This window comes from Burkholderia sp. AU32262 (assembly GCF_020419985.1).
Taxonomy (GTDB): domain Bacteria; phylum Pseudomonadota; class Gammaproteobacteria; order Burkholderiales; family Burkholderiaceae; genus Burkholderia; species Burkholderia semiarida.
In genome coordinates this window covers 43,390-57,502 of record NZ_JAIZRS010000026.1, presented here as the reverse complement: position 1 = coordinate 57,502, position 14,113 = coordinate 43,390, and the positions used below count along the sequence as shown (strand labels likewise).

Below are 14,113 nucleotides of genomic sequence, written 5' to 3'. Positions count from 1 at the left end.
CCCGGTTTCGCCCGGCCCGCGCGCCGGCTCATCATCAGGAAGCACATGACCCAATCGATCGATCCCGTCCGCTCCGCCTCCAACGCGCCGCAGGACGAGCGCCCGGTATCCGCGTGGAGCCTCATCAAGCCCTACTGGGTGTCGTCCGAATGGAAAATCGCGTGGGGGCTGCTGGTTACGATCATCGCGATCAACCTCTGCGTGGTCTGGATCAACGTCCGGCTGAACAAGTGGAACGCGCAGTTCTACAACGCGCTGCAGTCGAAGGACGTCCACGACTTCCCGAACCTGTTGATGCAGTTCTCCGCGCTCGCCTTCGCGTTCATCATCCTCGCCGTGTACGGCCGCTACCTGCGCCAGATGCTCGGCTTCCGCTGGCGCCAGTGGCTCACCGACCGTTTCCTCGGCCAGTGGCTCGGCAATCGCGCGTTCTACCGGATCGAGCGCGACCGCCTCGCCGACAACCCCGACCAGCGGATCACCGACGACCTCCAGTCGTTCGCGACCACGACGCTCGCGCTGTCGCTCGACCTGCTGTCGACGGTCGTCACGCTCGTGTCGTTCATCACGATCCTGTGGTCGCTCGCCGGTGCGCTGACGTTCACGCTCGGCGCGACGCCGATCGCGATTCCCGGCTACATGGTGTGGGCGGCCGCGCTGTATGCGGTGGTCGGCTCGCTGATCATCCAGAAGGTCGGCCATCCGCTCGTGTCGATCAACTACCAGCAGCAGCGCGTCGAGGCCGATTTCCGCTTCGGGCTGATCCGCGTACGCGAGAACGCCGAGCAGATCGCGTTCTACGACGGCGAGAAGACCGAGACCGGCAACGCGCGGAACCTGTTCATGCGCATCCGGGACAACTGGTGGCGTGTGATGAAGTACACGAAGCGGCTCACGTTCGTCCTGAGCTTCTACGGGCAGATCGCGATCATCTTTCCGCTCGTCGTCGCGGCGCCGCGCTACTTTGCCGGTGCGTTCTCGTTCGGCGTGCTGATGCAGATCTCGTCCGCGTTCGGCACGGTCAGCGATTCGTTCTCGTGGTTCATCAACAGCTACTCGACCCTCGTCGAATGGCGCGCCACCGTCAACCGTCTGCGCGAATTCAAGCGCGTGATGGGCACGTCGCACCTGAAGGAAAGCCTGTCGCCCGCGACCGAGCACGGCGGCATCAACCTGCACTACATCGACGCCGCGAAGCTGTCCACGTCGTCGCTCAAGCTCGCGCTGCCGAACGGCAACGCGCTCGCCAACATCGGCGACGTCACGATCGAGCCCGGCTCGCGCTGGCTCGTGGTCGGCAAGTCCGGTTCCGGCAAGAGCACGTTCATGCGCGCGCTCGCGGGCCTGTGGCCATTCGGCGACGGCGCGATCGACGCGCCGGTCGGCGCGCGGATGATGTTCGTGCCGCAAACGAGCTACTTGCCGATCGGCACGCTGAAAGCCGCGCTCACCTACCCGGCGACGCCCGACACGTTCAGCGACGAAGCGTGCCGCGACGCGCTGCGCGCGTGCCGCCTCGAGGATTACGTCGAGCGCCTCGACGAAACCGCGCACTGGACCCGCGTGCTGTCGCCGGGCGAGCAGCAGCGTCTGGCCGGCGCGCGCGTGCTGCTGCACAAGCCCGACTTCCTGTTCCTCGACGAAGCGACCAGCGCGCTCGACGCCGACAACGAGGCGCGCCTCTATCGCCTGTTCGCCGAACGGCTGCCGAAGGCCGCGATCGTCAGCATCGCGCACCGCGAGTCGCTCGCCGCGTTCCACGTCGGCACGATCAACGTCGAGCGCGTGAACGACGACGACAAGGTCGCCGCGTGAGCGCACGCGCCGCGCCCATCGCACGGATCGCGCTGATCACCGGCGCAGGTTCGGGGATCGGCGCGGCGCTCGCGCGGCGGCTCGCGGCGCCCGGCGTCGCGCTGGCGTTGCATGCGCGCGGCGCGGACGATGCGGCACGCGCGCGACTCGCAGACGTCGCCCATGCGTGCACGGCGGCCGGCGCGGAATGCCTGACACTGACCGGCGATCTCGGCGAGCCGGGTGTTGCCGCCGCGCTCGTCGACGCAACCGCCACGCGCTTCGGCGCGCTCGACCAGCTCGTCGCGAACGCCGGTTTCGCCGCACGGCAATCCTTTTCCGATCTTTCCGCGGACGCGCTCGCGTCCGCCTTCGCGGCGATGCCCGGCGCGTTCTCCGCGCTCGCGGGCCGCGCGCGGCCGCTGCTCGAAGCGTCGGCCGCGCCGCGGATCGTCGCGGTCAGTTCGTTCGTCGCGCACCGCTACCGCGCCGATGCGCCGTTCGCGGCCACCGCCGCCGCGAAGGCCGCGCTCGAATCGCTGGTGCGTAGCGCGGCCGCCGAATTCGCCGCGCACGGCATCACCGTCAACGCGGTCGCGCCGGGTTTCACGCGCAAGGATCACGGGCCGAGCGCCGGCAACGCCGCCGCGTGGGCGCAGGCCGAACAGGCGACGCCGCTCGGCCGGATCGCCGATCCCGGCGACGTCGCCGCGCTGATCGCGTTCCTGCTGTCGGACGCGGCGCGGCAGATCACCGGCCAGGTCATCCACGTCGACGGCGGCCTGACGCTCTGACGCGTCGCCCTTCCGTCCGCCCTTTCCGCACGAACCCGAAGCCGCCTTTTTGGCGGGCAGGATCGCGCCCGTAAAATAGCCGCGACGCGGCAGCGCGTGACCAGACGAGGCGACAGGGGCGGCAAGCATGCAGGCATTCCAGTGGTTCAACGAACTATCGACGCGCGAACGCCGGACGCTGTATGCCGGCTTCGGCGGCTATGCGGTCGATGCGTTCGACTTCATGATCTATTCGTTCCTGATTCCGACGCTGATCGCCACCTGGGGCATGACGAAGAGCGAGGCCGGGATGATCGCGACGAGCTCGCTGATCTCGTCGGCGATCGGCGGCTGGGTCGCCGGCATCCTCGCCGACCGCTACGGCCGCGTGCGCGTGCTGCAGTGGACGATCGCGACGTTCGCGCTGTTCACGTGCCTGTCCGGCTTCACGCATTCGTTCTGGCAGCTTCTTGCGACGCGCACGCTGCAGGGTTTCGGTTTCGGCGGCGAATGGTCGGTCGTGACGATCATGATGGCCGAGACGATCCGCTCGCCCGAGCATCGCGCGAAGGCCGTCGGCACCGTGCAGAGCAGCTGGTCGTTCGGCTGGGGCGCGGCCGCGATCCTCTACTGGGCGTTCTTCGCGCTGCTGCCCGAGCAGGTCGCGTGGCGCGCGTGCTTCTGGATCGGCATCGTGCCCGCGCTGTGGATTCTCTACATCCGCCGCAACGTCAGCGATCCCGACATCTACACGGCCACGCGCCGCGCGCGCGACGAAGGCCGCGTGTCGGGCCATTTCCTCGAGATCTTCTCGCCGCCGCACCTGCGTGCGACGCTGTTCGGCAGCGCGCTGTGCACCGGCATGCTCGGCGGCTACTACGCGATCACGACGTGGCTGCCCACCTATCTCAAAACCGTGCGCCACCTGTCGGTATTCAACACGAGCGGCTATCTGGTCGTGCTGATCGTCGGTTCGTTCGTCGGCTACGTGGTCGGCGCGATCCTGTCCGACCGGCTCGGCCGCCGCGCGTCGTTCATCCTGTTCGCGGTCGGCTCGTTCTCGCTCGGCATGGCGTACACGATGCTGCCGATCACCGATACCGCGATGCTGCTGCTCGGCTTCCCGCTCGGCATCGTCGTGCAGGGCATCTTCGCGGGCGTCGGCGCGTATCTGTCGGAGCTGTATCCGGGCGCGATCCGCGGCTCGGGCCAGGGATTCTGCTACAACCTCGGCCGCGGGCTGGGCTCGTTCTTCCCGATCCTCGTCGGCGCGCTGTCGCAGTCGATGTCGCTCGTGAAGGCGATCGGCCTCGTCGCGGGCGGCGGCTACCTGCTCGTGATCGTCGCGGCGCTCGTGCTGCCGGAAACGCGCGGCAAGTCGCTCGCCGACGATCCGGCCATCGCGTCGTGAGCCCCCGTTTCGTTCCGGACACCGCATGCACGCGATCGTTCTCGGCGCCGGCGTGATCGGCGTCACCACCGCCTGGCACCTGCGCGAAGCGGGCTGCGACGTCACCGTGATCGAACGCGAGGCCGACGTCGCGCAAGCGACGAGCCTCGGCAACGCGGGCGTGATCGCGCCCGGCTACGTGACGCCGTGGGCCGCGCCCGGGATGCCCGGCAAGATCCTCAAATATCTGTTCAAGCCCGCGTCGCCGCTGATCTTCAGGCCCACGCTCGACGCCGCGCAGTGGCGCTGGATCGCGCGCTGGCTGCGCGAATGCGAATTCGAGCGGTTTCGCGTGAACAAGCAGCGGATGCAGCGCATCGCGTATTACAGCCGCGCGTGCCTGCATGCATTTCGCGAACGTCATCCATTCGACTACGGCGCGAGCCGCGGCTACCTGCAACTGCTGCGCGGCGCCTTCGACGTCGAGATGGCGCAGCCCGCGCTGAAGGTGCTGCGCGACGCCGGCATCGCGTTTCGCGAACTGGATGCCGCCGGCTGCACCGCGATCGAACCGGGCCTGCGCTGGGCGCGGCAGGCGCCCGTCGGCGGTATCTACCTGCCCGACGACGAAGCAGGCGACTGCGCGCGCTTCACGCGCGAATTGCGGGCGCTGTGCGAAGCGAACGGCGTGACGTTCCGGTTTCGCACCGCGATTCGCGCGCTCGATGTCGCGGGCGGCAAGGCGCGCGGCGTGCGGGTCGACTCGCTCGACGCAGACGCCGCCGCCCGGCGCGATGCGCTGCTCGCCGCCGACGCGATCGTCGTCGCGCTCGGCGTCGACAGCGCGGGCCTGCTGCGGCCGCACGGCATCGACGTGCCGCTGTATCCGGTGAAGGGCTATTCGGCCACGCTCGCGGTCGTCGACGATGAAAAGGCGCCGTGCGCCGCGCTGATGGACGAATCGCTGAAGACCGCGATCACGCGCTTCGGCCCGACGCTGCGCGTCGCCGGCACCGCGGAGCTCGGCAACCGCCGGCTGGCATTGCGGCAGCAGGCGCTCGACACGCTGATGAAGGTGCTCGACGACTGGTTCCCGCACGCGGCCGATCGCGCGTCGGCGCGTTTCTGGGTCGGCCGCCGGCCGATGACGCCCGATGGCCCGCCGCTGCTCGGCGCGAGCGGGATCGACGGCCTCTGGCTCAACGTCGGCCACGGCTCGACGGGCTGGGCGATGTCGATGGGGTCGGGAAAGGTGGTCGCGGATCTCGTCACCGGACGGACGCCGGAGATCGATCTGGCCGGGCTGACGCTCGCGCGCTACGGGCGCTAGCCCGGACCTCGGGCAGCATTGGCGACGCGATGCCGCGACACGCCTGGCTGCGACATCACCGCAAGCGTGACCGGCCCGCGCGAGGCATCGCCGGTCCGGCTCAACCCGCCGCCGCGCCGTCCGCCCGTGCAATCGGCACCGACACGATCGGCCGATTCGACACACCTTCGTGCGACAGCCGGCTTTCGAACAGGGTGAGCGCGTCGAACCGCAACGCGACCGGCCGTTTCACCGCACCGCCGTGCGCCGGCTGTCCGAGCGCATCGTGCGGCAGCCGCGCGAGCGTCACGTGCGGGCGGAACGGCCGCCGGTCGGCCGGCACGCCAAGCTCGCGCAGCGTCGCCGACAGCCCGGCATTCAACGCCGCGCACGCCGGTTCGGCGGCCAGTTCCGCGACGATCAGCCGTGCGCGCGGCAGGCTCGGCCACCACGCGATCCGTTCGACCGGCATCGACGGCAGCGCATGCTCGGCCGCGAGCGCCGGCAAGCAAGCGGCCAGCGCGTCGCACCGCGCCCGTTCGATCGCGCCGACGAACGCGAGCGTCATATGCAATTGCGCAGGCAGCGGGCGCCGCGCGCCATGGGTGACCGGCAACGCGTGCAGCGCGTCGCGCGATGCCGCATCGGGCATCAGCGCGACGAACACGCGCAGCCGGTCGCCGTTCATGACTCGTTCGCCACCGCGCGCGGCGCGCGCGCCACATCGGCCGACGCCGGACGCTGCGGCAACGGGCCGTGCTCGCCCCACACGTCGGCCGGCAGCACGCGCGCGAGTTCGGGGATCGTGTTGCGCGTGAACACCGGATCGGCGACGCCTGCCGCACGCTGGCGGCGATAGTCGGCCCACGCGGCGTGCGCGTACTTGCCAAGCGCGAGGATCGCGATCAGGTTGATGATCGCCATCAGCCCCATGCTCGTATCGGCCATCGCCCATACGAGCGGCAGTTGCCCGACGCTGCCGAACATCACCATGCCGAGCACGGCGATGCGGAACAGCGGCAGCACGCCGCGCCGCTTCGTGATGAATTCGACGTTGCCTTCCGCATACGCGTAGTTGCCGATCACCGACGAGTACGCGAAAAAGAAAATCGCGACGGCCATGTAGATGCCGCCCCAACCGCCGACGTGGCTCGAGATCGCGCGCTGCGTGAGCGCTGCGCCCTCCATCCCGGTGCCGAGCGCGTACTGGCCCGACAGCAGGATCACGAACGCGGTCGCGCTGCAGATCACGATCGTGTCGACGAACACGCCAAGCATCTGAATCAGCCCCTGCACGACCGGATGCCGCACGCTCGCGGTCGCGGCCGCGTTCGGTGCACTACCCATGCCGGCCTCGTTCGAGAACAGCCCGCGTTTCACGCCCATCGCGACCGCCTGGCTGACCGCATAGCCCGTCAGGCCGCCCGCCGCCTGCTCGAGCCCGAACGCGCTCTTCACGATCAGCGCGATCACGCCCGGCACCAGCGCCGCGTGCGTCGCGACCGCGTATACGGCCAGCGCGAGGTAGCCGATCGCCATCACCGGCACGATCACCTGCGCGACCGACGCGATGCGGCGAATGCCGCCGAAGATGAGCGGCGCGGTGAGCAATACGAGGCCGAGGCCGACCGTCTCGCGGCTCCAGCCGAATGACGTGTGAAACGCATCGGCGATCGCATTGGCCTGCACCGCGTTGAACACGAAGCCGAACGCGAGGATCAGCGACAGCGAGAACAGCACGCCGAAGCCGCGCGAGCGCAGGCCCGTCTGGATGTAGTACGCGGGGCCGCCGCGATAGCTGCCGTCCGGGTGCGACACCTTGAAGATCTGCGCGAGCGTCGCCTCGACGAACGCGGACGACATCCCGACGAGCGCGGTCATCCACATCCAGAAGATCGCGCCCGGCCCGCCGACCGTCAGCGCGACCGCGACGCCGGCGATGTTGCCGGTGCCGACGCGGCTCGCGAGCCCGGTCGCGAACGCCTGGAACGACGAGATGCTGCCCGGCTCGCCCTTGCTGCCGACCAGCTTCACGCTCAGGAGCAGCGCCTTCAGCTGGATCATCCGGAACCGCAGCGTGAACCACGCGCCCACGCCGAGCAGCAGCGCGATCAGCACGTAGTTCCACAACACGCCGTTGACGGCGTCGATCAGCCCTTGCACGAATGCTTCCATCCAGAATCCTTGTAAATAGGGTCAGTCATGTGCGGCGACCGCGCGAATGCGGCCGGAGGGGCGACATGATATGACAGTTTTCAAGGATTATTACAAAATGAAAGAAATTGAGATGACGAAAAATCGACGCCGGATGTCATCAGATTAGGCGACGCTATGGGCAAATGACGAGGAGGGCCGGCATCGCGGACAAGCGCGCGGCCGGCCTCGGAAGCTGAAGAACATCGGCCCCGCCATGCGCAGACCATAAAAAAAACCGGGCGCCCTCTCGGACGCCCGGCTTTCACGAAACCCGCTCGCGCTTCGACTCAGCGCGGCAGTTCCGAATGCCCCATCAGGTACGCATCGACCGAGCGCGCGCACTGGCGGCCTTCGCGGATCGCCCACACCACGAGCGACTGGCCGCGACGCATGTCGCCTGCCGCGAACACCTTGTCGACCGACGTGTAGTACGAACGATCGCCTTCGGTCGCCGCGCGCGCATTGCCGCGCGCATCCTTCGCGACGCCGAACGCGTCGAGCACCGGCGCCGCCGGCTGCGTGAAGCCCATCGCGAGCAGCACGAGGTCGGCCTTCATCTCGAACTCGGAACCCGGCACTTCCTGCATCTTGCCGTCCTTCCACTCGACGCGCACCGCGATCAGCTTCTCGACCTTGCCGTTCTTGCCTTCGAGACGCTTCGTCGCGACCGCCCAGTCGCGCTCGCAGCCTTCCTCGTGCGACGACGACGTGCGCAGCTTGATCGGCCAGTACGGCCACACGAGCGGCTTGTTTTCCTCTTCCGGCGGCTGCGGCAGGAGCTCGAACTGCGTGACCTGCTTCGCGCCGTGACGGTTCGACGTGCCGACGCAGTCCGAACCCGTATCGCCGCCGCCGATCACGATCACGTGCTTGCCCTTCGCCAGCAACTGGTCGGGGAGCTTGTCGCCTGCGTTCACGCGGTTCTGCTGCGGCAGGAAGTCCATCGCGAAATGCACGCCCGCGAGCTCGCGGCCCGGCACCGGCAGGTCGCGCGGCGTTTCCGAACCGCCGGCGATCACGACCGCGTCGAATTCTTCCTTCAGCGTGTCCGGCGAAATGGTTTCCTTCGCGAGGCTGCCGATCGACTCGGGCAGCGGATCCTTGCCGATGAACACGCTGGTGCGGAACGTCACGCCTTCCGCCTCCATCTGACGCATGCGGCGGTCGATCAGCCACTTCTCGAGCTTGAAGTCGGGAATCCCGTAACGCAGCAGGCCGCCGATGCGATCGTTCTTCTCGAACACCGTCACGTCGTGACCGGCACGCGCGAGCTGCTGCGCGGCGGCGAGGCCTGCAGGGCCCGAACCGACGACCGCCACCTTCTTGCCCGTCTTGTGCGCGGCCGGCTGCGGCTTCACCCAGCCTTCCGCCCAGGCCTTGTCGATGATCGCGTGCTCGATCGACTTGATGCCGACCGGGTCGTCGTTGATCCCGAGCGTGCACGCGGCTTCGCACGGCGCCGGGCAGATGCGGCCCGTGAACTCCGGGAAGTTGTTGGTCGAGTGCAGGACTTCGATCGCCTGCTGCCAGTCCTGGCGGTAAACGAGATCGTTGAAGTCCGGGATGATGTTGTTGACCGGGCAGCCGTTGTTGCAGAACGGGATGCCGCAATCCATGCAGCGCGCGCCCTGGACCTTCGCGTCCGCGTCGGTCAGTGCCGCGACGAATTCCTTGTAGTGCTTCACGCGCGTGAGCGGTGCTTCGTACGCCTCGTGGCGGCGTTCGAACTCCAGAAAACCGGTTGCCTTGCCCATAAGGTGCTCTTCTGTTCGGTGTATCAGGTGGGGGAGCCGCGCGCGGCCGTCAGGCGCGCGCGGCATTCGCTATGTCGTTCGTCGCTCAGGCGGCCAGCACTTCCTTCGCCGCCTTCTTCGCACCGATCTCGCCCAGCGCGCGCTTGTATTCGTGCGGGAACACCTTCACGAACTGGCGGCGCGCCGCGTCCCAGTTTTCCAGCAGCGACTTCGCGCGCGGCGAACCCGTGAACTGGAAATGACGCTCGACGAGCCCCTTGAGCAGCGCTTCGTCCGTCGTGCCTGCGTGCCAGAGCGCGCGGTCGACCGTGCGTTCCTGCTCGGCCTGCTGCAGCACCGGCTCGAGCGCGACCATCGACTTGTTGCACTTCGCCGCGAACGTGCCTTCCGGATCGTAGATGTACGCGAGACCGCCCGACATGCCGGCCGCGAAGTTGCGCCCGGTCTCGCCGAGCACGACGACCGTACCGCCCGTCATGTATTCGCAACCGTGGTCGCCCGTGCCCTCGACGACCGCCGTCGCACCCGAGTTGCGCACGCAGAAGCGCTCGCCGGCCACGCCGCGGAAGAAGGCTTCGCCTTCGATCGCGCCGTACATCACCGTGTTGCCGCAGATGATGTTTTCCTCGGACTTGCCGCGGAAGTCGTTGGTCGGACGGATGATGATCCGGCCGCCCGACAGGCCCTTGCCGACGTAGTCGTTGCCGTCGCCGACGAGGTCGAGCGTCACGCCCTTCGCGAGGAACGCGCCGAAGCTCTGGCCGGCCGTGCCCTTCAGCTGGATGTGCACCGCGTCGTCGGCCAGGCCGTCGTGGCCGTGCTGCTTCGCGATCACGCCCGACAGCATCGCGCCGACCGTCCGGTTCACGTTGCGCACCGGCTGGATGAACGACACGTGCTCGCCGTTCTCGATCGCGGCCTTCGCCTTCTCGATCAGCACGTGGTCGAGCGCGCGTTCGAGGCCGTGATCCTGCACGTCGACGTGACGGCGCGCGACGTCCTCGCATTCTTCCGGCTGGTAGAACACGCGCGAGAAGTCGAGGCCCTTCGCCTTCCAGTGCTCGATGCCCTTGCGCGTATCGAGCAGGTCGGCGCGGCCGATCAGGTCGTCGAACTTCGCGATGCCGAGCTGCGCCATGATCTCGCGCACTTCCTCCGCGACGAAGAAGAAGTAGTTCACGACGTGCTCGGGCTGGCCCTTGAACTTCGCACGCAGCACCGGGTCCTGCGTCGCGACGCCGACCGGGCACGTGTTCAGGTGGCACTTGCGCATCATGATGCAGCCCTCGACGACGAGCGGCGCCGTCGCGAAGCCGAATTCGTCCGCGCCGAGCAGCGCGCCGATCACGACGTCGCGGCCCGTCTTCATCTGGCCGTCGGCCTGCACGCGGATGCGGCCGCGCAGGCGGTTCAGCACCAGCGTCTGCTGCGTTTCGGCGAGGCCGAGTTCCCACGGCGTGCCCGCGTGCTTGACCGACGACAGCGGCGACGCGCCCGTGCCGCCGTCATGGCCGGCGATCACGACGTGATCGGCCTTCGCCTTCGCGACGCCGGCCGCGACCGTGCCCACGCCCACTTCCGACACGAGCTTCACGGAGATGCTCGCGCTCGGGTTCACGTTCTTCAGGTCGTGGATCAGTTGCGCCAGATCCTCGATCGAGTAGATGTCGTGGTGCGGCGGCGGCGAGATCAGGCCGACGCCCGGCACCGAGTAACGCAGCTTGCCGATGTATTCGGACACCTTGTGGCCCGGCAGCTGGCCGCCTTCGCCCGGCTTCGCGCCCTGCGCCATCTTGATCTGGATCTGGTCGGCCGACGCGAGGTACTCGGCGGTGACGCCGAAGCGGCCCGACGCGACCTGCTTGATCTTCGAGCGCAGCGAATCGCCGTCCTTCAGCGCAATGTCGCTGACGATCTCGTCGCCGATCACCGACTTCAGCGTCTCGCCCGCCTTGATCGGAATGCCGCGCAGTTCGTTGCGATAGCGCTTTTCGTCCTCGCCGCCTTCGCCGGTGTTCGACTTGCCGCCGATCCGGTTCATCGCGACCGCGAGCGTCGCGTGCGCTTCGGTGCTGATCGAACCGAGCGACATCGCGCCCGTCGCGAAGCGCTTGACGATCTCCTTCGCCGGCTCGACGTTTTCGATCGGGATCGCCCTGGTCGGCTCGACCTTGAACTCGAATAGGCCGCGGAACGTCATGTGACGCTTGGTCTGGTCGTTGATCAGGTGCGCGTATTCCTTGTACGTCTGGTACGAGTTGCTGCGCGTCGCGTGCTGCAGCTTCGCGATCGAATCCGGCGTCCACATGTGGTCTTCGCCGCGCACGCGGTACGCGTACTCGCCGCCCGCGTCGAGCATGTCGCGCAGCACCGGGTTGTCGCCGAATGCGTCGCGGTGCAGGCGGATCGCCTCTTCCGCGACTTCGAACAGGCCGATGCCGCCGACCTTCGACGCCGTGCCCTTGAAGTACTTCTCGACGAGGTCGCTCGACAGGCCGAGCGCTTCGAAGATCTGCGCGCCCGTGTACGACATGTACGTCGAGATGCCCATCTTCGACATCACCTTCTGCAGGCCCTTGCCGACCGCCTTCGTGAAGTTGTAGACGGCCTTCTCCGGCGACAGGTCGCCCGGCAGCCCCTCGGCCATCTTCGCGAGCGTTTCCATCGCGAGGTACGGGTGCACGGCTTCCGCGCCGTAGCCCGCGAGCAGTGCGAAGTGGTGCGTTTCACGTGCGGAGCCCGTCTCGACGACGAGGCCCGTGCTCGTACGCAGCCCTTGCTGGACGAGGTGCGTGTGGATCGCCGACGTGGCGAGCAGCGCCGGAATCGCGACGTGCTCGGCATCCGTCTTGCGGTCCGACACGATCAGGATGTTGTAGCCCGACTTCACCGCGTCGACGGCTTCCGCGCACAGCGACGCGAGGCGCGCCTCGATGCCTTCCTTGCCCCACGCGACCGGGTAGCAGATGTTCAGCTCGTATGCGCTGAACTTGCCGCCCGTGTACTGGTCGATCGCGCGGATCTTCGCGATGTCCTTGAAATCGAGCACCGGCTGCGACACTTCGAGCCGCATCGGCGGGTTGATGTTGTTCGTGTCGAGCAGGTTCGGCTTCGGGCCGATGAACGACACGAGCGACATCACCATGTTCTCGCGGATCGGGTCGATCGGCGGGTTCGTCACCTGCGCGAACAGTTGCTTGAAGTAGTGATAGAGCGTCTTGTTCTTGTTCGACATCACCGCGAGCGGCGAGTCGTTGCCCATCGAACCGACGGCTTCCTCGCCCTGCTGCGCCATCGGCGCCATCAGGAACTTCAGGTCTTCCTGCGTGTAGCCGAACGCCTGCTGGCGGTCGAGCAGCGCGGCGCCCTGCGTGCGGCCGGCCGCGACTTCCTCGGCCTTCGGCTCGATCTCGTCGAGCTTGATGCGCACGGCGTCGATCCAGCTCTTGTACGGCTTCGCGTTCGCGAGGTTGTCCTTCAGTTCCTTGTCGTCGATGATGCGGCCGTGTTCCATGTCGATCAGGAACATCTTGCCCGGCTGCAGGCGCCACTTCTTGACGATCTTCGATTCGGGGATCGGCAGCGTGCCGGCTTCCGACGCCATGATGACGAGGTCGTCGTCGGTCACGATGTAGCGCGCCGGGCGCAGGCCGTTACGGTCGAGCGTCGCGCCGATCTGGCGGCCGTCGGTGAACGCGATCGCAGCCGGGCCGTCCCACGGCTCCATCATCGCGGCGTGATATTCGTAGAACGCGCGGCGGTTCTCGTCCATCAGCGTGTGCTGTTCCCACGCTTCCGGGATCATCATCATCACCGCGTGCACGAGCGGGTAGCCGGCCATCACCAGCAGCTCGAGACAGTTGTCGAACGAGGCGGTGTCCGACTGGCCCGGGTAGATCAGCGGCCACAGCTTCGGCAGATCGTCGGCCAGCACGTGCGACGCGATCGCGCCGGTACGCGCGTTCAGCCAGTTCACGTTGCCCTTCACGGTGTTGATCTCGCCGTTGTGCGCGATCATCCGGTACGGGTGAGCGAGTTCCCACGCCGGGAACGTGTTGGTCGAGAAGCGCTGGTGCACGAGCGCGAGCGCGGACACGACGCGCTCGTCCTGCAGGTCGCGGTAGTACACGCCGACCTGGCCGGCCAGCAGCAGGCCCTTGTAGACGACCGTGCGCGCCGACATCGACGGCACGAAGTATTCCTTGCCGTGCTTGAGCTTCAGCGCCTGGATGCGGTGGCTCGCCGTCTTGCGGATCACGTACAGCTTCCGCTCGAGCGCGTCCGTCACCATGATGTCCTTGCCGCGGCCGATGAAGATCTGGCGGATCAGCGGCTCGCTCGCCTTGACCGTCGGCGAGATCGGCATCGCATGGTCGACCGGCACGTCGCGCCAGCCGAGCACGACCTGGCCTTCGGCCTTCACCGTGCGCTCGAGCTCCTGCTCGCACGCGAGACGCGACGCGTTTTCCTTCGGCAGGAAGATCATCCCGACCCCGTATTCGCCGGCCGGCGGCAGGTCGACGCCCTGCTTCGCCATTTCCTCGCGATAGAACGCGTCCGGAATCTGGATCAGGATGCCTGCGCCGTCGCCCATCAGCGGATCGGCGCCGACCGCGCCGCGGTGATCGAGGTTCTCGAGGATCTTCAGGCCCTGCTGGATGATCTCGTGGCTCTTCTTGCCTTTGATGTGAGCGACGAAGCCGACGCCGCAGGCGTCGTGTTCGTTTTGCGGGTCGTACAGACCTTGTGCGGCGGGCACCGCGGCGAGCGGCTGCTGGTGGTCGTTCATGGGGACACCGTCGTAAAGGGGGCCTGGAGGCCGTTGAACCGTTTTCTTGTTGCCGTCGATCCCGCTTCCCGAGGGAGACGGCGCGGCCGACAGTGGTTGGGCAAGCTT

The 14,113-nt window shown here is 67.7% G+C and carries 8 protein-coding genes; 4 read left to right on the top strand and 4 right to left on the bottom strand.

Going from position 1 to position 14,113, the window contains the following annotated elements:
• The first annotated feature begins 45 nt into the window (after nt 1-45).
• The 4 genes from LGN10_RS26640 to LGN10_RS26625 all read left to right on the top strand — a co-directional run bounded on the left by LGN10_RS26640 (nt 46) and on the right by LGN10_RS26625 (nt 5,287).
• Complete coding sequence (locus LGN10_RS26640; protein ID WP_226225565.1) at nt 46-1,815, top strand: ABC transporter ATP-binding protein/permease; 1,770 nt, start codon at nt 46-48, stop codon at nt 1,813-1,815.
• Nucleotides 1,812-2,588, top strand: a complete 777-nt coding sequence (locus LGN10_RS26635; RefSeq protein WP_226225564.1) for an SDR family NAD(P)-dependent oxidoreductase — start codon at nt 1,812-1,814, stop codon at nt 2,586-2,588. The genes LGN10_RS26640 and LGN10_RS26635 overlap by 4 nt, the downstream gene beginning before the upstream one ends.
• Before the next feature lie 127 nt (nt 2,589-2,715).
• A complete protein-coding gene (locus tag LGN10_RS26630; protein ID WP_226225562.1) occupies nt 2,716-3,978 on the top strand; it encodes an MFS transporter in 1,263 nt (420 codons plus the stop codon).
• A 25-nt stretch (nt 3,979-4,003) separates the two neighbouring features.
• The gene (locus LGN10_RS26625) at nt 4,004-5,287 is read left to right on the top strand and encodes a D-amino acid dehydrogenase (protein ID WP_226225560.1); all 1,284 of its coding nucleotides are present in this window, start codon (nt 4,004-4,006) and stop codon (nt 5,285-5,287) included.
• Between the two features lie 100 nt (nt 5,288-5,387).
• Here the strand turns inward: LGN10_RS26625 and thpR are convergent, their stop codons facing one another.
• The 4 genes from thpR to LGN10_RS26605 all read right to left on the bottom strand — a co-directional run bounded on the left by thpR (nt 5,388) and on the right by LGN10_RS26605 (nt 14,005).
• Nucleotides 5,388-5,954 carry an RNA 2',3'-cyclic phosphodiesterase gene (gene thpR, locus LGN10_RS26620; RefSeq protein ID WP_226225559.1) on the bottom strand — a complete coding sequence of 189 codons (567 nt, stop codon included), beginning with the start codon at nt 5,952-5,954 and terminating at the stop codon, nt 5,388-5,390.
• Complete coding sequence (locus tag LGN10_RS26615; RefSeq protein ID WP_226225557.1) at nt 5,951-7,441, bottom strand: alanine/glycine:cation symporter family protein; 1,491 nt, start codon at nt 7,439-7,441, stop codon at nt 5,951-5,953. The genes thpR and LGN10_RS26615 overlap by 4 nt, the downstream gene beginning before the upstream one ends.
• Before the next feature lie 308 nt (nt 7,442-7,749).
• On the bottom strand, nt 7,750-9,216 hold the full coding sequence (locus LGN10_RS26610) for a glutamate synthase subunit beta (protein ID WP_059640198.1): 1,467 nt from the start codon (nt 9,214-9,216) through the stop codon (nt 7,750-7,752).
• A gap of 85 nt (nt 9,217-9,301) precedes the next feature.
• Nucleotides 9,302-14,005, bottom strand: coding sequence for a glutamate synthase-related protein (locus LGN10_RS26605; RefSeq protein WP_059577297.1), 4,704 nt, complete (start codon nt 14,003-14,005; stop codon nt 9,302-9,304).
• Nucleotides 14,006-14,113 lie beyond the last annotated feature (108 nt).